Origin of the sequence: Ornithinimicrobium flavum, from assembly GCF_004526345.1 — a bacterium.
Lineage (GTDB): Bacteria > Actinomycetota > Actinomycetes > Actinomycetales > Dermatophilaceae > Ornithinicoccus > Ornithinicoccus flavus.
Genome location: NZ_CP038213.1, coordinates 3606764 through 3630823, shown reverse-complemented (window position 1 = coordinate 3630823; position 24060 = coordinate 3606764). Strand labels below are relative to the sequence as shown.

Annotated in this window: 20 protein-coding genes, 4 pseudogenes and 1 other annotated feature; of the genes and pseudogenes, 15 read left to right on the top strand and 9 right to left on the bottom strand. The window is 71.7% G+C overall.

From position 1 onward, the window contains the following. Positions 1–185 precede the first annotated feature (185 nt). From E3Z34_RS17175 to E3Z34_RS17150, 6 genes and pseudogenes are all read left to right on the top strand, one after another. Positions 186–557, top strand: a complete 372-nt coding sequence (locus E3Z34_RS17175; protein WP_134774587.1) for a signal peptidase II — start codon at positions 186–188, stop codon at positions 555–557. A gap of 53 nt (positions 558–610) precedes the next feature. Then, positions 611–1039: an ArsR/SmtB family transcription factor gene (locus E3Z34_RS17170; protein WP_134774586.1), complete on the top strand. Its 429-nt coding sequence runs from the start codon at positions 611–613 to the stop codon at positions 1037–1039. Then, complete coding sequence (locus E3Z34_RS17165; protein WP_134774585.1) at positions 1036–3030, top strand: heavy metal translocating P-type ATPase; 1995 nt, start codon at positions 1036–1038, stop codon at positions 3028–3030. Before E3Z34_RS17170 ends, E3Z34_RS17165 begins: the two co-directional genes overlap by 4 nt. Next, the gene (locus E3Z34_RS17160) at positions 3027–3962 is read left to right on the top strand and encodes a cation diffusion facilitator family transporter (RefSeq protein WP_134774584.1); all 936 of its coding nucleotides are present in this window, start codon (positions 3027–3029) and stop codon (positions 3960–3962) included. Before E3Z34_RS17165 ends, E3Z34_RS17160 begins: the two co-directional genes overlap by 4 nt. Continuing rightward, the gene (lnt, locus tag E3Z34_RS17155; protein ID WP_134774583.1) at positions 3955–5598 is read left to right on the top strand and encodes an apolipoprotein N-acyltransferase; all 1644 of its coding nucleotides are present in this window, start codon (positions 3955–3957) and stop codon (positions 5596–5598) included. The genes E3Z34_RS17160 and lnt overlap by 8 nt, the downstream gene beginning before the upstream one ends. A gap of 358 nt (positions 5599–5956) precedes the next feature. Continuing rightward, positions 5957–6461 (top strand): annotated as a pseudogene (locus E3Z34_RS17150) (HAD family hydrolase); the annotation flags it as partial. 442 nt (positions 6462–6903) lie between these two features. Here E3Z34_RS17150 and E3Z34_RS17145 read toward each other — a convergent pair. Beyond that, a complete protein-coding gene (locus tag E3Z34_RS17145) occupies positions 6904–7845 on the bottom strand; it encodes a GlxA family transcriptional regulator (RefSeq protein ID WP_134774582.1) in 942 nt (313 codons plus the stop codon). Positions 7846–7953: 108 nt separating this feature from the next. On the opposite strand from E3Z34_RS17145, the gene E3Z34_RS17140 reads away from it, so the two are divergent. The 6 genes and pseudogenes from E3Z34_RS17140 to E3Z34_RS17115 all read left to right on the top strand — a co-directional run. Continuing rightward, entirely contained in the window at positions 7954–8265 is a 312-nt protein-coding gene (locus E3Z34_RS17140; protein WP_003941073.1) for a putative quinol monooxygenase, read from the top strand. Between the two features lie 446 nt (positions 8266–8711). After that, entirely contained in the window at positions 8712–8906 is a 195-nt protein-coding gene (locus tag E3Z34_RS17135) for a hypothetical protein (protein ID WP_238695256.1), read from the top strand. Next, positions 8861–8992 (top strand) — a sequence feature (AL1L pseudoknot). It overlaps the preceding gene by 46 nt. After that, a pseudogene (locus tag E3Z34_RS20395) lies at positions 8900–9607 on the top strand (IS3 family transposase); the annotation flags it as partial. (Overlaps the previous feature by 93 nt.) The gene E3Z34_RS17135 and the pseudogene E3Z34_RS20395, both read left to right, overlap by 7 nt. 103 nt (positions 9608–9710) lie before the next feature. Further along, entirely contained in the window at positions 9711–10805 is a 1095-nt protein-coding gene (locus E3Z34_RS17125; protein WP_134774580.1) for a tyrosine-type recombinase/integrase, read from the top strand. Beyond that, positions 10768–12708: a tyrosine-type recombinase/integrase gene (locus E3Z34_RS17120; RefSeq protein WP_134774579.1), complete on the top strand. Its 1941-nt coding sequence runs from the start codon at positions 10768–10770 to the stop codon at positions 12706–12708. The genes E3Z34_RS17125 and E3Z34_RS17120 overlap by 38 nt, the downstream gene beginning before the upstream one ends. Positions 12709–12764: 56 nt before the next feature. Beyond that, positions 12765–13007: pseudogene (locus tag E3Z34_RS17115) on the top strand (integrase core domain-containing protein); the annotation flags it as partial. 172 nt (positions 13008–13179) lie between these two features. Here the strand turns inward: E3Z34_RS17115 and E3Z34_RS17110 are convergent. After that, positions 13180–14088 (bottom strand): hypothetical protein, encoded by a 909-nt coding sequence (locus E3Z34_RS17110; RefSeq protein WP_134774578.1) that lies wholly within the window; start codon positions 14086–14088, stop codon positions 13180–13182. 171 nt (positions 14089–14259) lie between these two features. Between E3Z34_RS17110 and ald the strand changes: the two genes are divergently transcribed. Beyond that, positions 14260–15384: an alanine dehydrogenase gene (gene ald / locus E3Z34_RS17105; RefSeq protein ID WP_134774577.1), complete on the top strand. Its 1125-nt coding sequence runs from the start codon at positions 14260–14262 to the stop codon at positions 15382–15384. A 101-nt stretch (positions 15385–15485) separates the two neighbouring features. Beyond that, positions 15486–16100 carry a flavodoxin family protein gene (locus E3Z34_RS17100; RefSeq protein WP_134774576.1) on the top strand — a complete coding sequence of 205 codons (615 nt, stop codon included), beginning with the start codon at positions 15486–15488 and terminating at the stop codon, positions 16098–16100. A gap of 24 nt (positions 16101–16124) precedes the next feature. Here E3Z34_RS17100 and E3Z34_RS17095 read toward each other — a convergent pair. From E3Z34_RS17095 to E3Z34_RS17065, 7 genes and pseudogenes are all read right to left on the bottom strand, one after another. Further along, positions 16125–17034, bottom strand: a pseudogene (locus E3Z34_RS17095) (cation diffusion facilitator family transporter). A gap of 136 nt (positions 17035–17170) precedes the next feature. Beyond that, positions 17171–17530, bottom strand: coding sequence for a DsrE family protein (locus E3Z34_RS17090; RefSeq protein ID WP_134774575.1), 360 nt, complete (start codon positions 17528–17530; stop codon positions 17171–17173). A 143-nt stretch (positions 17531–17673) separates the two neighbouring features. Continuing rightward, positions 17674–18756: an alpha/beta fold hydrolase gene (locus E3Z34_RS17085; protein ID WP_134774574.1), complete on the bottom strand. Its 1083-nt coding sequence runs from the start codon at positions 18754–18756 to the stop codon at positions 17674–17676. A 32-nt stretch (positions 18757–18788) separates the two neighbouring features. Beyond that, positions 18789–19139, bottom strand: coding sequence for a VOC family protein (locus E3Z34_RS17080; RefSeq protein WP_134774573.1), 351 nt, complete (start codon positions 19137–19139; stop codon positions 18789–18791). A gap of 43 nt (positions 19140–19182) precedes the next feature. Then, entirely contained in the window at positions 19183–20388 is a 1206-nt protein-coding gene (locus E3Z34_RS17075) for a winged helix DNA-binding domain-containing protein (protein WP_134774572.1), read from the bottom strand. Next, a complete protein-coding gene (locus E3Z34_RS19995; RefSeq protein WP_134774571.1) occupies positions 20385–21617 on the bottom strand; it encodes a mycothiol transferase in 1233 nt (410 codons plus the stop codon). Before E3Z34_RS19995 ends, E3Z34_RS17075 begins: the two co-directional genes overlap by 4 nt. Positions 21618–21678: 61 nt before the next feature. After that, on the bottom strand, positions 21679–22824 hold the full coding sequence (locus E3Z34_RS17065) for a citrate/2-methylcitrate synthase (RefSeq protein ID WP_134774570.1): 1146 nt from the start codon (positions 22822–22824) through the stop codon (positions 21679–21681). Positions 22825–22877: 53 nt separating this feature from the next. Here E3Z34_RS17065 and E3Z34_RS17060 point away from each other — a divergent pair, with 53 nt between their 5' ends. Next, positions 22878–24041, top strand: a complete 1164-nt coding sequence (locus tag E3Z34_RS17060) for a citrate synthase (RefSeq protein WP_134774569.1) — start codon at positions 22878–22880, stop codon at positions 24039–24041. Positions 24042–24060: the final 19 nt, after the last annotated feature.

Genomic DNA, 24060 nt, shown 5'->3' with positions numbered 1-24060 from the left:
CCACCAACTTCTCATCATGTTGTGCCGCTACTATCTGGGTGTGACGATTATACGGGTTCGCCATTCGCGTGCCGCGTCGGCCCGAACATCGAGCGCGACGCCAGCCTCAGTGTCGCAGTCGACCAGTGCCGCCCGGTGACCCCTTACCCCGAAGGGTCCGGCCGACAGCCTTGATGGACTCCTGGATGAGACGCTTCCCGCCAGTCGCCGCGGTGTACGCCGCGGCTGGCGTGGTGGCCGTGGTCGACTTGACGATCAAGGCGTGGGCTGAGCGGGCGCTGCCTGGCGACGGCAGCGTCGAGGTCGGCCCGGTGGACCTGGTACTGGCCTACAACCCGGGGGTGGCGTTCTCGGTAGGCGCCGCTGCACCAGCCGCCCTAGTGCTCACCGTCACCGGACTGGTCACCGCCGGGGTCGCGGTCTTCGCCTGGCAGGCCGCCAGGACGTGGACCCAGTGGCAGGTGATCGCCGTGGCGGCGATCCTTGGTGGCGCCCTGGCCAACCTCATCGACCGGGCCCTGGACGGTGTGGTCACCGACTACCTGCATACCGGGTGAGAAGATTCCCGGGCGGGCGGCCGCCTACCTGTCTCCTGCGCTATCATCGCTCTATGGCGATCACAGCGAAGAGCCCGGGTGGGGCGGACAGTGACCTTGGAGTCGGTGGCCTGGACGTCGCGGCGGCGCTGTTCCACGGGTTGTCGGACCCGTCGCGGTTGGCGATCCTGCAGCGCCTGAGCCTGGGGGAGCACAAGGTGCGGGAGCTGACGGAGCACCTGGGGCTGGCGCAGTCCACGGTGAGTGCGCATCTGGCGTGCCTGCGGGACTGTGGCCTGGTGGTCTCGCGCCCGCAGGGTCGGGCCTCGATGTTCTCGCTGACCAGTGCCGCTGAGCTGCTGGGGGTGCTGGACGCGGCGGAGCGGCTGCTCGCGGCGTCGGGGTATGCGGTGGCGTTGTGCCCGAACTACGGGGTGGGGACCGCGGGGAATCCGGCCCCGGAGGAGCTGCGCACGCACGCCGGGCAGGAGGCGGGGGCGTGAGCGGGTCGGAGACGCCGCAGCGGGAGGTGGGGGTGGACGCGTGCGGGTGCGAAGTGGCCGCCGGGTCGCCAGCTGTTGCAGGACAGGCCCAGGAGCCGGCGACTCGGCTGTGGCAGGTGCGGGAGGTCCAGCTGGGGCTGCTCTCCGGTGCGCTGCTGGGTACCGGGTTCCTCGCCGGGCTCGCCAGATGGGACACGCTCGGGCTGGTGCTCGCTGCAGCGGCATTGGTCGTGGGTGGTTCCACGTTCGTGCCGGGTGCGTTGCGCCGCCTGGCGCGCGGCAAGCTCGGGGTGGGTCTGCTGATGACGATCGGTGCGGTCGGGGCGACCCTGCTGGGGCAGGTGGAGGAGGCTGCGGCGCTGGCGTTCCTGTTCTCCCTCAGCGAGGGCTTGGAGGAGTACTCCCTGGTCCGGACCCGGCACGGCCTGCGGGCGCTGCTGGACCTGGTGCCCAAGGAGGCCAGCGTGCTCCGCGACGGCCGGGAACTAGTGGTGGACCCGGCACAGCTAGTGGTCGGCGACGTCATGATCGTGCGGCCCGGGGAACGGCTGGCGACCGACGGGACTGTGCGGACCGGCCGCAGTGCTCTGGACACCTCGGCGATCACCGGTGAGTCGATGCCGGTGGAGGCCGGGCCGGGTCAGGACGTCTTCGCCGGGTCGGTCAACGGCACCGGAGCGCTGGAGGTGGAGGTCACCTCCGCCGCGGAGGACAACTCCCTGGCTCGGATCGTGCACGTGGTGGAGGCCGAGCAATCCCGCCGTGGCGCCACCCAGCGGCTGGCCGACCGGATCGCCGGGCCGCTGGTGCCGGGCATCCTGGTCACCGCCGCACTGACCGCGTTCCTCGGTGCGCTCCTGGGTGACCCGTCAGTCTGGGTGGAGCGGGCCCTGGTGATGGTGGTGGCCGCCTCCCCGTGCGCCCTGGCGATCTCGGTACCGGTCACGGCGGTCGCCTCGATCGGCGCGGCCAGCCGGCGCGGGATCCTGGTCAAGGGCGGAGCCGCGATGGAGGCGCTGGGCAGGGTGCGCACGGTCGCCCTGGACAAGACCGGCACCCTGACCCGCAACCAGCCGGCCGTGATCGACGTGGCCACCGTTTCCGGCACCGACCGGGAGCAGGTGCTGGCCTGGGCGGCGGCGCTGGAGGCGCGCAGCGAGCACCCGCTGGCCGCAGCGATCCTTGCCGCCACCGGCCAGGTTCCCGCCGCGCAGGACGTGGACGCCGTCGTCGGCGCGGGCCTGGTCGGGACCGTGGACGGTGCCCGGGTCCGGCTGGGAAAGCCGGACTGGGTCGACCCCGGCACCCTGACCGGGCAGGTGAGGGGTATGCAGCAGGCGGGCGCGACCGCGGTCGTGGTCGAGGTGGACGGTCACGTGGTCGGTGCGATCGCCGTCCGGGACGAGCTGCGGCCCGAGGCGGCCGAGGTCGTCGATCGCTTCCTTGAGCACGGCTACTCCGTGGCCATGCTCACCGGCGACAACGGGGTCACGGCGCGGGCGCTGGCCGCGCAGGCCGGGATCACGCAGGTCCACGCCGACCTGCGGCCCGAGGACAAGTCGCAAGCGGTCCGCGGGCTCCGCTCCCACGGTCCGACCGCGATGGTCGGGGACGGCGTCAACGACGCACCTGCGCTGGCGACCGCCGACGTCGGCGTCGCGATGGGCGCCATGGGCACCGACGTCGCGATCGAGACCGCGGACGTCGCACTCATGGGCGACGACCTGCGGCTGCTGCCGTTCGCGTTCGACCACGCCCGCCGTACTCGGGCGATCATGCTGCAGAACGTCGTGGCCTCCCTGGCCCTCATCGCGGTCCTCATCCCGTTGGCGCTGCTCGGCGTCCTCGGTTTGGCAGCTGTCGTCCTGATCCACGAGGTGGCCGAGGTCCTGGTCATCGCCAACGGCGTGCGCGCCGGGCGCGCCAAGCACCTGCCCACGCTCGGCACCACCGCCCTCCAGGAGACCCCCATGGAAGGAGCCACCGCATGAGTGCCGGTCACGACCACCGACCCAGCCCCGACGAAGCCGCCACAGAACCTAACTTCCGTCGCCGCCTCGGCATCGCCTTCGCCCTGGTGCTCTCCATCGTCGTTGCGCAAGCCGTCGGCGCCTGGCTCACCGGCAGCCTGGCCCTCCTCGTCGACGTCGTCCACTCCCTGACCGACGCCATCGGTCTGCTGGTCGCCCTGGTGGCGGCCGTGCTGATGGGCCGACCAGCGAGCAGCAAGCGCACCTGGGGGTTCCGCCGCATCGAGGTGCTCGCCGCACTCGGACAGGCGGTGCTGCTGAGCGGAGTCAGCGTCTATGCGCTCCTGGAAGCCCTGGACCGTTGGGCCGATCCACCAGAGCTGCCCGGGTCCGAGGTGCTGGTGTTCGGGGTCATCGGGCTCGTGCTCAACATCGTCGCTATCTCTGTGCTGGCGTCCGGTCGCGGCGCCAACTTCAACATGCGCGCTGCCTTCCTGGAAGTCCTCATGGACGCGTTGGGCACACTGGCGGTCATCGCCTCGGCCGTCCTCATCATGACCACGGGTTTCCAGCGTGCCGACACCATCGCTGCCCTGGCGATCGCCCTCATGATCATTCCCCGCGCCGCTCTCCTGATCCGCGAGACGACGAGCGTCCTGATGGAGTTCACACCCAAGGGGCTCGACCTGGACCAGGTCCGAGCCCATATCTTGGAGCTTGAGCACGTGCGCGAAGTCCACGACCTGCACGCCTCCACCATCGCCACCGGACTGCCCGTGCTGAGCGCCCACGTCGTCCTGGACGACGAGTGCTTCACCGACGGCCACGCCGCCGAGATGCTCGCCCAGCTCCAGGACTGCGTCGCCGCCCACTTCACCGTCAGCATCGAGCACTCCACCTTCCAGCTCGAACCACCCGACCACGCCGCACGCGAGCACGCCGCCCATGCCTAGGCTGGCCCGTCCGCTTCGGACGGGCCACGAGTCCCGGCTGCGGGTGCTCGCGGCACGCATGCTGCTCGGGCTGTTGGGTGGTGTCGCCCTGTGGCTGGCGTTCCCCGGGTACGACGTGTGGTGGCTGGCGATCCTCGGGTGCGCTGCGCTGGCGCTGGCCACCGCCGGGTCGTCCTGGTGGGCGGGTGGTCTGTGCGGGCTGCTGCTGGGACTGGCCTGGTTCACGCCGATGTTCACCTGGGCCGGCACCTACGCTGGTGCCCCGGCGTGGCTGGCCATGAGCGCGGCCTCGGCCCTGTACCCGGGGGCTCTGGGTGTGCTGCTCACGCTGGTCCAGCGCACGGGCAGCGTCCGCCCGGTCGTCGGTGCCGCGGCGTGGGTGCTCATGGAATGGGCACGCTCGGTCACCCCGTTCGGCGGCTTTCCCTGGGCCCGGCTGGGCTTCAGCCAGGCGGACTCGCCGATGCTCGGCGCCGTCAGCCTTCTCGCGGTCGCGGGCCTGGGGTTCCTGGTCGCCCTCGCCGGCGGGCTCCTCGCCGTCGCCGCCCAGCAGATCTTCGCACCGGGACGCACCGACCTGCGCCGGGCCGCCGTTGCCCTGGCTGGTGCCACCGCTGTGGTGGTCGCCCCGGTGCTGGTCCCGCGGCCGACCGCGGGCGAGCCGGTGACCGTGGCCGCGGTCCAGGGCGACATCCCCGAGGGCTACTCCCGGACCCTGACCGCCGAGCCCGGGACGATGCTGGACCAGTACACCGACCCCACCCACGAGTTAGCAGCCAGTGTGACCGCCGGCGAGGCTGCACCTGCGGACCTGCTCGTGTGGCCCGAGGGCGCCACCGACCTGGACCCCCTGGACTCGCAGGCCGGCCCGGCCGCCACCGACCAGATCATGGCGGCCGTGGAAGCCCTGGGAGCCCCGCTGGTGCTTGGCGGCCTGTCCCGGCAGGGCGGGGCCGGGCCACCCTCGAACATGATGTTCAGTTACCTGCCCGGGCACGGGCTCGACCAGACCTACAGCAAGGTCTACCTGGCACCCTTCGGTGAGGTCATGCCGCTGCGGCCACTCCTGAAGCACCTCAGCCCATGGGTGGACCGGATCGTCGACCTGCGCGCCGGCGACCGTCCCGGTCTGATCTCGGTTCCTTTGTCCGACGTGGGGCCGGTGGACCTGGGTCTGGCCATCTGCTTCGAGATCGTCGTCGACCGGGCGGTGCGCGACCTCGTCACCGGCGGCGGCGCGCAGCTGCTCGTGGTTCCCACGAGCAGCGCCTGGTTCGGCGACGGCGACCAGTCCGTGCAGCACCTGGCCATCTCCCGCGTACGCGCCGTCGAGTACGGCCGCTCCGTCGCGCACGTTAGCAACGTCGGGGTCTCCGGGCTGATCAGCCCCGACGGTGTCGTGCACCAACGCACCGACCCGTACACACAGGCCACCCTGCTCGCCCAGCTGCCGCTACGTACCGAGCAGACCCTCGCTGTCCGCACGGGCCCCTGGGTTGTGCCCGCCGCCGCGGTCGTCGTGGTCCTGGGCATGGTGTGGATGGCGAGGCGTCGGCCGGAGCTGGCCGGTCCGAGCCAGGCGGCAGAGATGGGGTCGTCGACCGGGCTGGTCCCTCGGACAGCAGGCGGTCGATGAAGAGGCGTGAGGTGACCCTGCTGCGGTGGCCAGCCGGTGCTGGGCGCGCCCGAGGGTGGATACTTTTGCTTCACGGACAGTGCGCTACGGAAGAGGGTAGATGACCAAGAGTGCGACGTCGCGAGTGGCCCTTTCGGCTCACGGCACGTCGACCGGGACATGGTGAGGCGCAAGGGTGACCGACCGACCGGCCGGTCCTGGGCGCCCCGTCTGATGTTGTTGGTCGTGGCGCTGCTGGCGGCCGGGTACTTTGTCCCGATCTTGATGCTCATGCTCGATCGGTGACTGGGGCATCCGGCGCGTCGGAAGGGGCGAGCCCCGGTTAGCCGACGGTTAGCCGGCGCGCGGGCGCCCGTTCACCCGCGACGTCGTCCTGGCTCTGACCCTGCTGGTTATCGCCTGCCCCGGCGCGCTGGTCATCTCCATCCCGGTCTCGATCGTGGCCGGCATCGGCCGCGGCGCCAAGGACGGCATGCTGATCAAGGGCGGCGAGTTCCTCGAGACCTCCGCCAGGATCGACGCCGTCGCGCTGGACAAGACCGGCACTCTGACCAAGGGTCGCCCGCAGCTGACCGGGTCGTCGCCTGCGACGCCGCGCGATCGGCGTGGTCGCCGTCGCGGACAAGATCCGCGAGGATGCCCCGGAGATGGTGCGCAGGCTGCACAACGCCGGTGTCAAGAAGGTCGTCATGCTCACCGGTGACATCGAGCCGGTCGCCCGGGCGGTCGGTGCCCAGGTCGGCATCGACGACGCCCCCGCGCTGGCCACTGCGGACATCGGCGTGGCGATGGGTGCCGCCGGCACCGGTGTCGCCATCGAGACGGCCGACATCGTCCTGATGAAGGACAACCTGCTGCGGCTGCTGCGCCGCAAGGAGGACCCGGCCGCCCGCCAGGCCACCGGCGGGTCCGGCCGGACCGGGGCCCCCAGGAGGCACGGGCGACCCAGCCCGCCTGACCCCACCAGCTGCCGCGCGGCGGCCCCAGATCACCAGGGGCCGCACGTGCGGAGGACCACGACGAGCCCCCCGCGCGCTGAACAACGCCAACCGCCCCGTGGGTTGTCTGCCGACCCAGCCGGCATCACGATCATCGATCATCCACCCCGTCAACGTGGATAACAAACCGACGGAGAATCGCGGTTACCCATAACACCCGATTTATGACACATACGAACCCGGTGAGGAACCATTCCCTGCCACCTTAAGGAGTGACCGACTCCGACGTTGAGTACCTACGTCCCGGAGGGGTTCGAACCGCAGATGCGCGCCGCTGGGTGCAGCGGAAGAACGGCATGGCGATAGGTCAGGAACGGCGTCGCTCCCTACGCAGGAGGGAGCGCAGAGTCTCGGCGTTCGCGTAGCCGACCCGTAGCGCGATCTCGGCGGAGGTGAGGTCCGTGGTTGCTGAGAGGTGCCGAGCTCGTTCGATGCGAAGCCGTTGGACGAAGCCGAGCGGAGTGAGGTTGAGCGCCGCACGGACTCGTCGTTCGAGGGTGCGCCGGCTGGTGCCGAGCGACTGCGCGACGAAGGCGACGTTGAACGGTTCGTCCAGGCGGGCGCGCACGAAGCGTTCGAACTCGACGACGATCGGGTCCTCGTGCCGGAGATGTTCGTAGGCGACGAAGGCCGCCTGCGACGGACGCTCGTCGATGATGAGGAGCTTGGCGACATGTTGGGCCAGGTCGGGGCTGATCGATCGCACGAGTGAGAGCGCGAGGTCGATGTGGGCGAACGCGGCGCCGGCGGTGACGAGGTTCCCGTCGACCACGACCATGGTGTCGAGATCGAGGGCGACGGTCGGATAGCGCTTCAGGAACTCCGGCCCCAGGAACCAGCTGGTCGTCGCCCGCCGATGATGCATCCGTCCGGTCTCGGCGACAGCGAACACGCCGGTGCACGCCGCGGCGATCCGGGTGGTCGCGTCGTCGAGGCGCCCGAGCGAGGCGATGACCGAACGAGCATCTCGGCTCTGGAGGGCGTCGTTGGTAGCGGCGGCCGTGAGGGTTCCAAGCGCAGGGACGACGACCACGTCGAACTCTGCGGACTCCGACAGCGGGTGGTCCACCGACAGGCTCATCGATGCCGTCGTGGTCACTCTCCGTTTCGGTCCGAGGATGGCGAGTTCGATCGGTTCGATCCGCGGGTCGACATCGCCGCGGGCTCCGTCGGCCACCCGCACGATGTCGATGACCGACGCGACAGCCGAACCGAAGCAGCCGTCGATCGCGATGAGTCCGATACGCATGGCGCGAACAATAGCAATACTGTCGTATACGCCACTTCTCACGTGCCCTTGCTCGTCATAATCTGAACTCGCTTCACCAAGAAACCTCGACACCTAGGAGAACCCCTCATGTCCACACCCGCATCACTTCCGTATGCCTTCGTCGCCAAGATCGTCGCGGCCGATGGACAGCACGACGCGCTCGCCGATCTGCTCGCCGGCGCTGTCGCGCTCGCCAACGAAGAAGTAGGAACGATTGTCTGGTTCGCGGTCAGGACCCACGCCGACACCTTCTGGATCTTCGATGCATTCCCCGACGAGGCCGCTCGCGACGCCCACGCCAACGGCGCCATCGTCGCAGCCCTGATGGCCAACCAGCACCTCCTCGGCGCAGCACCCGAGATCCTGGCGGCCGACGTCCTCGCGTCCAAGCTCCCGTAGTCCGCCAACGCACGAGACGATCGCGCCCCGCCGAGCCGTCGCCAGGTCGCGACGCAACGCCACGCTGCGTTGCCGAGCGGTGCGAGGCCTATCGGCACACGGACAGGATGCCGGCCGCGAGCGCTCAGTCGGCGAGGGGTCCGTCGCAGAGGAGAGCGACGTCGGTGTCGGGCAGAGCCGTGAGGCCAGCGCATCGCGCGACCACCAGAACCGAACCGCCCCTGCCCTGCGTTTCCGCAGGTCAGGGGCTGTTCGCCGGAGCCGTGAATCGCCCCGGGTCTGGTGGACGGTCTGATTCCACGGAAGGGTGGAGTTATGCCAGCACCGAGGAAGTACCCGCAGGAGCTGCGTGATCGGGCGCAGCGGTTGGTCGCGGAGGCGATGGTGAGGATCCCTCGCTGTCGATGAACGCGGCAGTCAGGCGTATTGGCCCGAAGGTCGGGGTCGTGCCTGACACGTTGCGCGGTTGGATCCGCCGGGCGGAGATCGATGAGGGTCGCCGGCCCGGGACGACGACGCAGGACGCGGCCTCGATCAAGGCGTTGCAGGCCGAGGTTCGCGAGCTCAAGCGCGCCAACGAGATTCTGTTGGCGGCATCGTCTTTCTTCGCGCGGGAGCTCGACCCGCGACTGCCGTGGTGACCGCGTTCAACGACGCCCACCACGAGAGGTTCGGGGTCGTGCCGATCTGCAGGGTGCTCACCGAGCACGGCTGCCCGATCGCCCCGTCTACCTACTACGCGGCACGGTCCCGCCGGCTCTCGGCTCGGGCAGCCCGTGACGAGCTGGTCCTGGGCGAGATCTGTCGGGTCCACAAGGCCTCTCGCGGCGGGCTGTACGGGGCGCGGAAGATCTACCACCAGTTGCGTCGTGAGGGCGTCACCGTCGCCGGTTCGCCAGTGGCCCGGTGCACGATCGAACGGTTGATGAAGACCGCTGGTATGCACGGCGTTCGGCGTCATCGCCGGGTCCGGACCACGATCCCCAACGACGCCGCGACTCGCCCAGCTGACCTGGTCAAGCGGGACTTCACCGCGAGGCGACCGAACGAACTGTGGGTGGTCGACTTCACCTACGTGGCGACCTTCGCCGGGTTCGTCTACGTCGCCTTTGCCATCGATGTCTTCTCCCGGATGATCGTGGGCTGGCGAGCGGCCAGGACGATGAAGACCGACCTGCCGCTGGATGCGTTGGACATGGCGCTGTGGCACCGCGGCCGCGCCGGGCACGACGTCAACGGCCTCGTACACCACTCCGACGCGGGCAGCCAGTACACCTCGATCCGGTACACAGACCGGCTCATCGAGGCCGGTCTCCAGGCCTCGATCGGGACCGTGGGCGACTGCCTGTTAACCGGCCAATCGCCCCTGCATGGGCGTTCGGGAGGTGGGCGACCTCGCAGTGGAGGTGCTCGCTTCGGGCGGTGTGGAGGCGTAGGTATGAGGCATGGACACCGACGCCGGTGCTGTCAGTCTTCGCCAGGTCGATCAGCGTTGGGAGCTGGTCTGTCCCACCCGGCCCGAGCTCGTCGCCGTCCCCAACGCCTACCTGGGGTACCTGGCTGACCGGAACTATTCGCCTCGCACCGTGCGCACGTACGGCTTCGGGCTGGTGGCGTTCTGCCGCTGGGCCTACGGCACGGGCAAGGACGTCGAGGCCGTAAGCACTGATGACCTGCTGTCGTTCTTGTCCGCGTGCCGGCAGCAGGTCGTGGCCGGTCGTGGCGGGCCGAACGTGGTCGACCTGGCGGGGCGCCGCACCGACCGCCTTGCCCCGGCCTCGGTGAACCTGCGCCTGGCCGCCGTCGCGGGGATGTATGAGTACCTGGCGATGCGGGACCCCAGCAGGATCTCCCCGGTCCCCAAGGGACGGCCCTCGAGCTGGTTCGCGCAGGGAGAACGCTCCGGGCTGCTGGCCCACACCAAGCGCCGACCCGCGCCCCGGTCCCGGCTGCGGTTGCGGACCCCGCGACGACTTCCCCGGGCCCTGACCCCGAGCGAGACCAGGGCGCTGCTGGCCAGCCTGCGCAGCCGACGTGACCTGGCGATCGCCGGGCTGATGCTGTACTGCGGGCTGCGCTCGTGCGAGGTGCTCGCCCTGGCCGTGACCGACGTCGACATCGGCGGCCGGTGGTTGCTGGTCCACGGCAAGGGCGGCAAGGACCGCCGGGTCCCGCTCGACGGCGACCTCGCCGCGGCGATCAACGCCTACCTGCTCACCGAACGCCCGGACACCGACAGCGCTTCGTTGTTCGTGGTCGCCAAGGGCCCCACCCGAGGTCAACCGCTGACCCCGGCGGGACTGCGCACGATCTTCCGCTACCACCGTGCCCGCAGCGGAGTCGGCGCCGGCGCCCCGCACGCGCTGCGGCACACGTTCGGTACCGCGCTGGCCGAGGCCGGGGTCGACCTGGCCGTCATGCAGTCCCTGCTCGGGCACGCCCACGTCGACACCACCGCCCGGTACATCCACCTCGCCCCGACCCACGTGAAGGCTTCCTACGATGCTGCCCGCACCCGGCAACGCGACACGTCCAGCTGACCAGCACCACGGTGCTGAGTCGCCGGAGGAGGTGCTGGCCGCCTACCACGCCCACCACGACCGCACCGGTCGCGGGAACAGCGCATTCACGAGCGCGGCGAAGTCCTTCCTGCGACGCTGGCCGCACGTGCAGGACTGGGCGGCCGAGCCGCTGGCAGTGCAGCTGTCCGCAAGCACAGCCACCCGCCCGTTCCTCACCTTCCTGCTCGTCACCGGGCGACTGCGCCCCTCGTGGGAGTACCTGGTGCACCGCAAGTTCTCCTCCCTGTGGCGCGACCTGCCCGGCACCGTGATCGGCGACGACGTCCAGGAGTTCATCACCGCCGCCCGAGCAGTCGGCTACTCCGAACGGGTCGCCTCAGCCATGGCCTCGCAAGTCATGGCCCGGGTGCTGTTCGCCACCGGCAAACGCCTGAGCCAGGTCACCCACGACGACTTCGACGCCCTCACCGCCGCCGGCCAGGCACGACAAGAGGCGACCGGGCGCACCTGGAAGCACTACCGTGCCTGCGCCACCGCGACCCGGACCCTGCTCTTCCACCACGGCGTGCTCCCCGCGCCGCCTGCGCCGTGGGAGCAGCGTTGGCCGTTCGCCCGACGCCTGGGCGGCGTGCCCGAGCCGATGCACTCGATCCTGGTGCGCTACCTAGACCGCAAGTCCGTGACCTGCAAAACGGCCACCGTCTCCTCGCTGGCTACCAGGCTCGCCCACTTCGGCACCTTCGTCACCACCCTCGACCCCGACCTCACCCCCGCGGGCCTGGACCGAGTCAGGCACATCGAACCGTGGCTGGTCGCGCTCACCCGAGCGCAGAACACCAAGTCCGGCAGCGTCCTGTCCGTGCCCGAGCAAGCACGACGGATCCTGGCAGTGGCCAACTTCTGCTCCGACATCACCGAGTGGGACTGGCCCGAAGCACCACCGCGCAAGCTGCTCTACGCCTCCGACAACCCGCGCCTGCCCCAGCCCCTGCCCCGGTTCCTGCCACCGGCCGCGGACCAGGCCCTGACCCAGGCACTCACCGACTCACCCCACCGGCTGGCCGCCGACGCGTTGCTGCTGCAACGCGCCTGTGGCCTGCGCATCGGCGAGCTGCTCGACCTCGAGCTCGACGCCGTCATCGACGTCCCCGGCGCCGGCTCCTGGCTCAAGGTCCCGCTGGGCAAGCTGGACACCGAGCGGATGGTCCCGATCGACACCGAGACCCTCACCCTGATCGACCGCATCAGCACCACCCGCAGCCCTGGCCGCCCGATCCCGCACCCACGCACCGGACGCCCCGCCGACTTCCTGTTCACCGCCCACGGCCACCGGCTCAGCCAGAACCGGCTGCGCGCCGAGCTCGACCGGGCCGCCGGCGCCGCCGGGCTCGGACACATCACCCCGCACCAGCTGCGGCACACCTACGCCACCGCCCTGGTCAACGCCGGCGTCTCCCTGCAAGCACTCATGGTCATCCTCGGCCACGTCAGCGCCGAGATGAGCCTGCGCTACGCCCGCCTCTTCGACAGCACCGTCCGCGCCGAGTACGAACGCGCCCTGAGCTTGGCCAAGTCGCGCCTCGGCCCCCTACCCACGCCCGACCGCGGCACCGACGAGCCGGACCACGGCGACGACTGGCGCACCACCGCGACCATCAAGACCGCCCTGGCCGGCGGCTACTGCCTTCGCGCCCCGGCGCAGGGGCCCTGCGCCTACGCCAACCTGTGCGAGCACTGCCCCGCCTACCGGACCACCATCGAGCACATCCCCGTCCTGACCGCCCAGCGCGACGACGCCGCCGTCCTCGCTCAGGACGCCACCGACCGAGGCTGGGACGCCGAGACCGAACGACACCTACGGCTGATCAGCAGGCTCAACACACACATCGAGCAAGCAGCGACACGCCGCACCCCCGCGTGACCAACAGCACAACACGTCCGACCGCGCCACCACCAAGGCCCCGAATAGCCGGGTAATCCTACGACAACGCCCTTGCCGAGAGCGTCAACGGCCTCTACAAGGCCGAACTCGTCTACTGGGAAGGACCCTGGCGAGGCGCGGACGATCTCGAGCTGGCCACACTCAGCTGGGTCGACTGGTTCAACCACACCAGAATCCACTCCTCGCTCGGCTACCGCACCCCTGCAGAGATCGAGATTGAGAACTACCGTCACAACCACACCGCCGAGCAACCGCTCGCGGCAGAACTGACCGTCTGACAAACCCGGGGCGATTCACCCGTCGTGAAATCTTCGCTGCATCTCGACATCGTTCGACTGTCGATACGCATGTCGATACGCAGCAACACTTGCACTCACGATCGAGGCCTGCCCACACGACCACCTCGTGCGCAGCCGCTTCGAGCTGGTCCATGCCCCGCCCGCGCGCTGGTCAGCCGACCGGTCGGTAGCCCTCCGCCGTCTCCACGACGAGGCGGACCTCGTGCGGGGTGGGCCAGGTCTCCAGCACCTCGAGGAGCTCGACCTCCCAGCGCGGGTCGTCCTCCCCGAGATCCTGGTCCCGATGCATGATGCTGAGCCCGCCGAGGCGTCCGTCGCCGATCGTCAGCTCGACCATCATGGGCACGTCGCCGGCCTCGAAGTGCGCCCGCACCGGCCAGGTCTGGGCGTGGGGAACGACCCGCGTGGTGTCCTCCAGGTCGGAGAAGAAGACGTCGGTGTCCATGAGCTCATGGCGCAGGACGGACGCCTTGGCTTGTTCCAGCTGCTCACCCAGGATGGCGGCCGCCCCGTCCAACCCAGGTGCAGCCGCGTCCTCTGCCACGACCGCCTCGAGCATCGCGGTCACCAGCGCCCGGGCGGCTTCCGGCACCTCGACGGTCTCGAAGAGATCCTCCGGGTCGAGCAACTCCTGGTCCTGCGACGACTGCTGGCGCTGCTGGTCCAGCGCCAGCAGCGCACCCATACCGGCGCCGATGAGCGCCATCGCCAGACGTGGACGCCGCACGCCCCAGGAGCCGAGGCGGTCGGCCAGCCACCTGTCGGAGGCCTCGTCGACGGGGGCCGTGGCCAGCGCGGCCGCCGCGCCGGCGACCGCGCCGAAAAGCGGCGCTGGCACGCTAGGCAGCGGGGTGTGGCGGGCCATGTCGGCGGTGTACCAGCCCACGTAGGTCGAGCGGGCCAGCCGCAGCAGGTGCCGCCGACCCGGGCTCATCCGGGTCTGGTCGGGCAGCGACAGCGCGCCCAGCGCCAGCGCGCTCGCAGCGATGGTGCGCGGCGCGAACCGGCCCTGCCGGTCGGGAGGGGTGTCCAGGTCTGACTGCGCAGAGGGGTCGCTCATAGGAGGTGACCCTATGCGCCGCGGCTGGAGCTCCCCGCCGACGCTCTCTCGCCCGGACGGAGGACCGTCGCCTTCGGTAGTGTCGATCCGTGTCCGGCCCCCCTCGGCGCGACCGTCGGTCGGGGGGCAGGGCGGATCCCACCCTCCTCCGCAGATGTAGAGAGGCCAGCCGTGATCGTCGGTGTCCCCAAGGAAGTCAAGAACCACGAGTACCGGGTGGCCATCACGCCCGTCGGGGTGCACGAGCTCGTCGAGCGCGGGCACCGGGTGGTCGTCGAGGAGGGCGCCGGGACGGGTTCTGAGATTCCCGACGAGGAGTATGTGCGCGCGGGCGCCACGATCGTGGCGACCGCGGAGGAGGCCTGGGGCACCGACGGCGGTGTCGACCTCGTGCTGAAGGTCAAGGAGCCGGTCGCCGAGGAGTACCCGCGGATGCGGGAGGGGCTCACTCTCTTCACCTACCTGCACCTCGCGGCTGACAGGCCGCTCACCGAGGAGCTCCTGCGGCGCAAGGTCACGGCCATCGCCTACGAGACGGTGCAGCTGCCCTCGGGCGGGTTGCCGCTGCTCTACCCCATGTCCGAGGTGGCAGGCTGCCTGGCGCCCCAGGTCGGCGCCCACGCCCTGCTGAAGGCCAAGGGCGGCCGTGGGGTCCTGCTCGGCGGCGTGGGCGGCGTCGCCAACGCCAAGGTCGTCATCATCGGCGCCGGCGTGTCCGGGCAGAACGCCGCCAACATCGCCCTGGGCATGGGTGCCGACGTGACGCTGCTGGACACCGACCTCGACAAGCTCCGCATGTCGTTCTGGCGCTACAACAACCGCATCCACGGTCTGGCCTCCTCCAAGCTCGCGATCGAGCAGCAGGTGATGCAGGCGGACATGGTCATCGGTGCCGTGCTCGTCCCTGGCGCCGCCGCACCCAAGCTGGTCAGCAACGACCTCGTGTCCCGCATGAAGCCGCGGTCGGTCCTCGTGGACATCGCCATCGATCAGGGCGGTTGCTTCGAGGACTCCCACGCCACGACCCACTCCGACCCCACCTACGAGGTGCACGACTCCATCTTCTACTGCGTGGCCAACATGCCGGGCGCGGTGCCCAACACCTCCACCTACGCCCTGACGAACGCGACCCTTCCCTACCTGACGGCGCTGGCGGACCAGGGGTGGAAGGCCGCTCTGCGCGCCGACGCCAGCCTGGCCAGAGGACTCAACACCCACGGCGGGCAGCTGACCAACGGCCCGGTCGGTGAGGCCCTGGGCATCGAGTCCGTCGCGGTGGACGCAGCCCTCGGCTGAGGGCCACGGCACGAGGTGTGCCCGGGTCTCCTGGAGGAGCCTCACCCGCCCGTGTGACGAGCCGACCTGCGGGACCGGTGGGCACCTCCTAGCGTGGGCCCATGACCGACGCACCCCTGACCGCCCTCGTCCTCAACTGCACCCTGAGCCCCTCGCCGACGGAGTCCAGCACCGAGAGGCTCGGGCAGCAGGTGCTCGATGAGCTGGCCCGGTACGACGTGACCGGAACTCAGGTGCGCGTCGTCGACCACGACGTCCGCCCGGGTGTGGAGCTGGACATGGGCGAGGGAGACGAGTGGCCGGCCATCCGCGAGAAGGTCATGGCCGCCGACATCCTGGTGCTGGCCACCCCGACGTGGATGGGGCAGCACTCCAGCGTCGCCCAGCGGGTGCTGGAGCGCCTCGACGCGGAGCTGTCGGAGACCGACGACCAGGGCCGGCTGCTCACCTTCGGCAAGGTCGCGCTCGCGGTCGTCGTCGGCAACGAGGACGGGGCCCACCACATCACGGCGATCCTCTACCAGTCGCTGAACGACGTCGGCTTCACCATCCCCGCCCAGGGTGGCACCTACTGGAACGGCGAGGCGATGCACACCGTGGACTTCAAGGACCTCGACCGCACGCCGGAGCCGACCGCCTCGGCCACGGCCACGGCGGCTGCCAACGCCGCCCACCTGGCCCGCCTGCTGCGGAGCCAGGCCTACCCCGCGGTCTGAGAGGGCACGGCACGTCTGCCCCGGTCAGACGTGCCTGCCGGGCTCGCTCGCGGCGTGGCCGGGCGGCTCCAGCTGGAAGGTCGAGTGCTCCACGCTGACGTCGAAGTGGGCGGCGACGCATCCCTGCAGGCGCGTGAGCATCTCGGCCGCGTGTCCGCCGGTGAAGCACTGCTCGTCCACCACCACATGAGCGGTCAGGACGGGGAGGCCGGTGGCGATGGTGGAGGCGTGCAGGTCGTGCACGTCCCGCACGTGCGGCACCGCGAGCAGGTGCCCCCGCACGTCGTCGAGGTCGAGCCCGTGCGGAGTGGCCTCGAGGAGGATCGAGCCGGCCTCGCGCAGGATGACGACGGCCCGCGGCAGGATCAGGGCGACGATGAGCATCCCGGCGAGGGCATCGACGCGCACCCATCCCGTGGTCGCGACGACGGCGCTGACGATCACCGCCACGGACCCCAGGGCGTCGTTGACCACCTCGAGGAAGGCCGCGCAGGTTGAGGTCGGCCCTCCGGGCCCCACCCAGCACCAGCAGCGAGACGACGTTGCCCACGAGACCGACGAGGCCGAAGACCAGCAGCCCGGTCGAGCTGACCGGGTGCGGGTCGAGCAGGCGGCGGGCACCCTCCACGAAGGCGTAGACCCCCACGGTGAGGAGGACCGCGGCCTGGGCCCCGGCCGCGATGACCTCGGCCCGGCGGAAGCCCCACGTTCTCCGGGAGGTGGGCGGGCGGGTGGCCAGGGACGCCGCGACCAGGGCCATGAGCAGGCCGGTGGCGTCGGTCAGCATGTGGCCGGCGTCCACGAGCAGGGCCAGGGAGCCGGTCCACACCGCACCGACCACCTCGGCGACCAGGACGACGAGGGTGATGCCGAGGGCGACCGCCAGCCGCCACCGGTGGGTGTCGGCGGTGCCGTGGTCGTGCCCGGGGCTCATGCGCCGTGCCTGGGCGAGCGACCCCGCCCGCTCACGGGTGCGGGGTCGAGCCGGAGTGCCGCATACCTCGATGCTAGTCCGGGCGGAGCGGCGGTGACCGCCCGTCCCGGGGTGGGTCCGGTCCGGCCCGGCGGCCTCAGTAGCTGAAGGTCGTGGCCCCGTCCCCGATCCACTCCCACAGCTGCACGGTGCCACCCTTGGTCGCGTTGGGGATGAAGGTCTCCGGGTCCAGCTTCTTGGCGTCCACGCACACCCCGCACACGATCATCTGCCCGCCCGCCGCGGCATACCGGCCCATCAGCGTGGTGAGCGGAGGGCACCCGTCGCAGGCGACCGCGACAGCCACGCCCTCCACCGCGAGCCGCGCGGCCTCCTTGGTGAGGAACATCATCGTCGGCCGGCCGGCCTCCGCGGCGGCGACGGCGACGAGGAAGGCCACGGTCACCCGCTCGGGGTCCTCCAGGCCGGTGGTCAGGCTGACGGCTGCCTTGTTCATGACGGATCCTTTCCTCGGGTGCCCGCCCGTGCGGCGGACAGCCCGACGCTAGGGGCCGGGCGGACCACCGGGCATCGGTGCCGACGCGCAGCTTCCCGCGCCGGTCGGGCCAGGTATGGGGTGCCACGCGTAGCGGGCCGCGCTCACTCCCGGGACAGCCAGCGGGTGACGGCGGCGGTCCGGGCGTTCGGGCCACCCACGCCGAGCTTGAGGTAGACGTTCTGCAGGTGCCGCTCCACGGTGCGGACACTGAGCACGAGCCGGCCCGCGATGTCCTGGTTGTCCAGGCCCCGGGCAGCCAGGTCGAGCACCTCGCGCTCGCGGGCGGACAGGGCCTCCCAGGGCCCTGCCGGCACCCCGACGTCCCGGTCCTGGGCCAGGAAGGTCGCCACCTCGCGCAGGAAGACCGGCCACGCGGGCTCCGACTCGAGCAGGATGTGGTTACCGGTGTCCAGCGGGAGGAAGCGGGCGCCCGGGATGTCCGCCGCCAGCCGCCGACCGTTCTCGAAGCGGATCATCCGGTCCCCCCGGGCGTGGGTGACCAGCGTCGGCACACCGACCCGGGGCAGGAGGTCCAGCACGTCGTCGGAGCTGCGCTGCCGGCGCGCCTCCACGGCCGTCCGGGCCGAGGCGGACATCTGGTGCAGACGGTCCAGCCACACCATCTGCTCCTCGCTGGCGCCCGGGATCATCATCTGGGTGAACACCCGGCGGAACGTGGGGTCGCTACGGTCCCACCCGGCGGCGATCATGCTCTGGAAGGCCTGCTCCAGCACCTCGTTGTCCTCCGACCGCGGCAGGAAGCGCGCGGCGAAGGTGTCCGCGCAGACCAGGCGGGTGACCCGCCCGGGGTGCTCCACGACATACCGGATCGACACCGGCCCGCCCTGGGCCATCGCCATGAGGGCGAACCGCTCGAGCCCGGCGTGCTCGACCACCGCCTCGAGGTCCTGCACGCGTCGGTCGAGGCTGAAGTCGGTGACGTCCCGGTCGGACAGCCCGTGGCCGCGCTCGTCGAAGCGGACCACCGTGGCCACCCGCCCCAGCTCGGCCAGGTAGTGCCGCCACACGGGGCTGCTCCAGTCGAACTCCAGGTGCGAGAGCCAGCAGCTGTTGAGGACGAGCGGCGGTCCCGAGCCGTGCACGGCGTACGCGATCGTCACCCCGTCCGCGGACCGGGCGAAGCGCACCTGCTGCGACGCCGGCCCCGTCGGATCCGTCGACACACGTGCAGGCTAGACCCGTGCGCCGCGCCGTGTCACTGGCCGGGCGCGACGCAGAACTCGTTGCCGTCCGGGTCGGCCAGGGTCACCCAGGCGAAGCTCTCGTCCCCCCGCCGGCCGACCAGGCTGGCCCCGGCGGACAGGAGCCGCTCGACCTCCGCCTCCACGTCGGGCGACATGAGATCCAGGTGCAACCGGTTCTTGCCCGGGGTGACGGCGTCGACCTGCTGGAAGGCCAGGACGACCGGCAGGCCACCGCCCCGCACCATGGCGAAGGTGCCGCCGTGGTCGTCGGTGACCTTCGCGCCCAGCTGCTCGGCCCACCAGGTCGCCAGCGTCGTCGGGTCCGTCGTGTCTGCGGTGACCATGGCCAGTCTGAGAGTCATGCCCGAGCGTACCGACGCACCGGACCCTGCGGCCAGGGCCGGGCTAGGGGAGCCGGGCCCCCTTCATCAGCTGCGAGCTGTAGACGTTGCTGATCCGCACCCCCAGCCAGGAAGTGAGGCGGTCCGCCTGCGCGTCGAGGGCCTCGATCGCCTCCGGCGGCAGCGTGTTCCCGGGGAGGGAAACGACCCGCACCCGCGCGTCCTCGTCCTGCACCCAGGCCCCCACGATGCGGCCCTCCCACCAGGCGGTCGTGCCGGCGTTGCCGTTGGTGTCGAAGAGGTATGGGGTGTGCGCCGGGTCCAGGTAGAACTCCCGCCCCCGCCACCCCATCGTGGTGGGGTCCAGGGTCGGCAGGAGCGCCGCCCAGGGCTCGACGGCGGCTACGGGCTCGACGTCGTCGGGCAGCAGCCAGCCGGTGGCCCCGCCGTCGAGCGACACCGGCACGGCACCGCAGTCCGCCAGGGCGGTCCGCGCCGCGGTCTTCGTCGACCCCAGCCACCACTGCAGGTCCTCGACCGTGCCCGGGCCGAAGGTGCGCAGCCACCGGCGGACCAGCTCGGCATACCCCTCCTGCGACCCGAGGACCGAGACGGGTCCACCGATCCAGTCCCGCATCAGCGTCCACGTCGGCCGGGACAGCCGCCAGTGGCCGGCGTTGGGCCCACGCACGATTCGGCCCTCGGCCCCCAGGAGGGTCAGCACGCGCGGGGCGATGTGGGAGGTGCCGCCGTAGGTCTTGCCCGGGCTGACGGTGAAGGTCCCGGTGAGCTCCGGCACCTCCTCCCGGAGCGCCCGCGCGCTGAGGGGCCCGGAGACCTCCAGCCGGGCCAGCACCGCCTCCGTGGCCGCCCTCAGCCAGGCCTCCCCGTCGGCGGCCGCCCCGTGGGCGACGGCGTCCCGGGCGACGAGGCGCCGCTGCTCGACGGCCACGCGGGCCGACGCGCTGCCGAGCGCCGCGGGGAGCAGGTCACGGGGGAGGACGAAGAGGGTGCGGCGCATCGCCAGCTGCTTGAGCACGCAGCGGTCCTTGTAGAGCGCGCGGTCGACGTCCGCCGGACCGACGGCGTCGGTCCGGGCGGCCACGGCGAGGTGGACGGTCGCCGCCTCGGTCGCGTGCAGCACCGTCATCGCCCGGGTGGCGGCCAGGGTGTCGGCGACCCGGTGCGCGGGGTGCACGGCGTGCCGGACCGCGAGCCGGGCCCGGCGCTCCTGGTCGTCGACGTGCCGGACGGGCCGGTCCGCGCTCACCCCTCGCCCCGGTCGGCCTCGCGGGCGGCCGCCTCGAGCCGCTCGTGGTGGGCGGCCCAGTCCTCCTCCCCCAGGTCGGGCAGGTTGGTCCGGCCCTCGCGGAGCCCCACCCGCCCGTCAAGAAGCTCACGGAGGATGTCGGCGTGACCGGCGTGCCGGTAGGTCTCGGTCGTCAGGTGGACCAGGATCTGCCCGAGGGTCACGTCCGCGCGGTCGTCCGGCCAGTGCGCCACCCGTCCCGGCGCGTCGAGGTCCAGCGCCTCGACGGTCCCGTCGCCGTGCGCCCAGGCGCGGCGGTAGAGGTCGAGGATCTCCTCGCGGGACTCCTGCGGCGTCGCCCACATGTCGGCGTTGTCCGCGGCGCCGTCGTCGTACCACGGCAGCGGGATCCCGCTCGGGCGTCCGAAGGTGTCGCCGAGGTAGCCCAGCTCGACGCCGGCGAGGTGCTTGACCAGACCCAGCAGGTTGGTGCCGGTCGGGGTGAGCGGACGGCGCACGTCATACTCCGACAGCCCCTCGAGCTTCCAGAGCAACGACTCCTGGGCCGCCCGCAGGTAGTGGTGCAGCCACCCCTTGAGGTCGGTCGGGGGCCGGCCGGGTCGGCGGCCGGTGGCCAGGAAGACGGAGTAGGTCCTGCCGTCCTTGTCGAGGGAGGTGCAGTCGGCGACGCTCACCTCGGCGAAGCCCGCCGACCGCATCCGCTGCGCCAGCTCCTCGCGGTCGAAGCCGTCGTGACCGGAGAAGCCATGCACCGTGGCGTGGAACGAGCCGTCCTCGCGGTCGAGGTCGGCCACGCACAGGTGCCCGCCCTCGTCGAGGAGCTCGGCGAGACCGGCCAGGACCCGGTCCAGGTCGCGGACGTGGTGCAGGACCAGGGAGGAGACGACCAGGTCGAAGCGCTCGGCCGGGGTCGGCTCCTGCTCGAGGTCCAGGTGCACGATGCGGGCGTCCACCGGCAGCGCCCCCGACGCCACCTTGTCCTGCATCACGCCCCTCATGCCGGAGGAGGCGTCGGCCAGCGTCGCCGAGAGGTCGTCGACCAGGGCGGACAGGGCCTGCGTGACCAGCCCCGTCCCCGCGCCGTACTCCAGCAGCCGAACGGTGCCGGTCGGACCCGGCCTGGCGGCTCCCGCCGCCACGACGGCCCGGGCGACGTCGTGGGCGCGGCGGGCCTTGGCCGGGTCGTCGTAGGACGTGGCGTGGGCGTCGAAGTGGCCGGTGTCTCCCATTGGCCCAGACTGGCACGGACCCCCGACAGGCGTCCCCGGTCGGGACGCACCGGCCGCCGACTCAGGCCGGCACGGGCTCCGGCGCCGGGGGGCCGACGTAGCGAGCCGCCGGGCGGTAGATCTTGCTGCTGCCGGCCTGCTCGAGGATGTGGGCGCCCCAGCCGACCACCCGGGCGGTGGCGAAGGTCGGCGTGAACATCTCGCGGGGGATCCCGCACAGCTCCATCACCACACCCGCGTAGAACTCGACGTTCGTGTGCAGCTCGCGACCGGGCTTGAGCTCGGCCAGCGCCTCCACGACCTCGGTCTCGACCCGCACGGCGAGGTCCGCCAGCGGGCCACCGAGGTCCAGCGCGATCGTCCGCAGCAGCGCCGCGCGCGGGTCCATGGTCCGGTAGACGGCGTGCCCGAAACCCATGATCCGCTCGCCGGCCGCCACCTTCCCGCGCACCCACGCCCGGGCCCGGTCCGCCGAACCGATGTCGTCGAGCGCGTCCAGGGCCCGGTCCGGGGCGCCGCCGTGGAGCGGCCCGGCGAAGGTGCCGATGGCCGCCCCGACCGCGGAGGCCACGTCGGACCCGGCGGACGTCACGACCCGGGCGGCGAACGTCGAGGCACTGAAGCCGTGGTCCACGGTCAGGGTCAGGTATGCCGACACCGCCGCCGTCTCGCGCGGGCCCGGCTCCTTCCCGGTCAGCATCCACAGCCAGCTGCCGGCGGCGCCCAGCTCGGGCCGGGCCGGCAGCGGCTCCAGCCCGGCCCGGAGGCGGTGGAGCGCGGCCTGGATGACCGGAACGGTCGCGACCAGCCGCAGGACGTCCGCCCGGATCTGGTCCGGGTCGGCACCGTAGGTGGGGCCAAACCCCTCGACGGCCCCCAGGTGCGACACCGCCGTGCGCAGCCGGGCGAGCGAGGCGCGGTCGGGACCGGCCGCCGCGATCTGCGGCAGGACGGTCACCAGCTCCGCAGGCAGCTCCGAGGCGGCCGCGAGGCGGGCCTGGAGGGCGGCCGACTCATGGGGGGAGGGCAGGGTGCCCTCGAGCATGAGGTGGCACACGTCCTCGAAGGAGCGGGTCCGGGCCAGCTCGACGGCGGAGTACTGACGGAAGTGGTAGAAGCCCTCGCTCCCACGCACGTCGCCGGTGCGGGTGTCCGCGACGACGACGTCCTTGAGCCCGGCGGGAGCCACGATCTGGGTGCTGGTCATGCGGTCGAGCCTCGCGTAGAGTTGATCGCCATGTCAACGTTGATCGGATCAACATGAGCGACGAGGGGGAGCTGACCACCGCCCAGGTCGCCGACTACCTGGGCGTCAAGGTGCAGACGGTGTACGCCTACGTCAGCCGCGGCGTCCTCGCCCCCCTGCGTCGGGACCCCGCCGGCGGCAGCATCTTCGCCCTCGCCGACGTCCGGGAGCTGGTCACGGGCCCGCGGGCGGGCCGGCGCCGACCGGCGACCAGCGAGGACGTACGCACCTCGATCACCGAGGTGGGTGCCGGGCGCCTGGCCTACCGGGGCCACGACGTCCGGAACCTGGTGGGCCACGCCTCGTTCGAGGAGGTCCGCGCGCTCCTCACCGGGCACCCGGAGGATGTGGAGCCCGTGCGGCCGACGCCCTCGGAGGAACAGCACCTCGCCGCGCTCCTCGCGGTGCTCCCTCCGGGGACGGGCCTGCTCGACCGGCTCAAGCACGCGGTCCTCGTGGCCAGGGCGACCGATCCCGGTCGGCAGGACCGCCGCCCCGGGTCCGTCGCCCACGCCGGTCGCCGGGCCGCCACCTTCATGGCGCGCGCCGTCCCGGGTGCGGGGACACGGGGGTCCTCCCTCGGCGAGCTGCTCCATACCGCGCTCGAGCCGTGCCCGGGACCCGTCGTCGACGCCGGCCTTGTCCTGCTGGCCGACCACGACCTGGCGGTGTCCACGACCGCCGTGCGGGTGGCGGTGTCGTCGGGCGCGGACCCCTTCAGCGCTCTGCTCGCCGGGCTGGCTGCGGCCGACAGCCCCCGGCACCTCACCTCCTCCGTGCAGGTGGTGGACTGGCTGGGCCCGGCGCTCACCGCGCCCCAGGAGGCGCTCGACGGGGCGCTGGTCGCCGACCGGGCACCGGGCTTCGGTCACGTGGTCTACACCGAGCAGGACCCCCGGGCGCAGGTGCTCCTCAAGCTGATCCGGTCGGACGTCGGGGCGCAGCGGTGGGACGCGCTGCGGTGGCTGGAGGCCGAGCTGGTCGACCGTCGCGGGTGGGTGCTGACCGTCGACGTCGCCCTGGCCCTGCTCGTCCTGACCTACCGGCTCCCGCGCTGGGGCGGCGCCGCGCTCTTCGCGTGCGCCCGCACCGCGGGCTGGACCGCGCACGCCCTGGAGGAGCTGGCCGAGCCGGGGATGCGCTTCCGGCTGCGGGGGGTCTACAGCGGCCCGCGCTGAGACGAGCCTTCCCTACCTG

Coding starts and splice junctions, on each gene's coding strand:
- lnt (WP_134774583.1), top strand. CDS start 3,955: ATGCCTAGGCTGGCCCGTCCGCTTCGGACGGGCCACGAGTCCCGGCTG.
- E3Z34_RS17060 (WP_134774569.1), top strand. CDS start 22,878: ATGAGCGACGAGGGGGAGCTGACCACCGCCCAGGTCGCCGACTACCTG.
- E3Z34_RS17175 (WP_134774587.1), top strand. CDS start 186: ATGAGACGCTTCCCGCCAGTCGCCGCGGTGTACGCCGCGGCTGGCGTG.
- E3Z34_RS17160 (WP_134774584.1), top strand. CDS start 3,027: ATGAGTGCCGGTCACGACCACCGACCCAGCCCCGACGAAGCCGCCACA.
- E3Z34_RS17170 (WP_134774586.1), top strand. CDS start 611: ATGGCGATCACAGCGAAGAGCCCGGGTGGGGCGGACAGTGACCTTGGA.
- E3Z34_RS17145 (WP_134774582.1), bottom strand. CDS start 7,845: ATGCGTATCGGACTCATCGCGATCGACGGCTGCTTCGGTTCGGCTGTC.
- E3Z34_RS17080 (WP_134774573.1), bottom strand. CDS start 19,139: ATGACTCTCAGACTGGCCATGGTCACCGCAGACACGACGGACCCGACG.
- E3Z34_RS19995 (WP_134774571.1), bottom strand. CDS start 21,617: ATGGGAGACACCGGCCACTTCGACGCCCACGCCACGTCCTACGACGAC.
- E3Z34_RS17100 (WP_134774576.1), top strand. CDS start 15,486: ATGACCGACGCACCCCTGACCGCCCTCGTCCTCAACTGCACCCTGAGC.
- E3Z34_RS17065 (WP_134774570.1), bottom strand. CDS start 22,824: ATGACCAGCACCCAGATCGTGGCTCCCGCCGGGCTCAAGGACGTCGTC.
- E3Z34_RS17120 (WP_134774579.1), top strand. CDS start 10,768: ATGCTGCCCGCACCCGGCAACGCGACACGTCCAGCTGACCAGCACCAC.
- E3Z34_RS17110 (WP_134774578.1), bottom strand. CDS start 14,088: ATGAGCGACCCCTCTGCGCAGTCAGACCTGGACACCCCTCCCGACCGG.
- E3Z34_RS17090 (WP_134774575.1), bottom strand. CDS start 17,530: ATGAACAAGGCAGCCGTCAGCCTGACCACCGGCCTGGAGGACCCCGAG.
- E3Z34_RS17125 (WP_134774580.1), top strand. CDS start 9,711: ATGGACACCGACGCCGGTGCTGTCAGTCTTCGCCAGGTCGATCAGCGT.
- E3Z34_RS17140 (WP_003941073.1), top strand. CDS start 7,954: ATGTCCACACCCGCATCACTTCCGTATGCCTTCGTCGCCAAGATCGTC.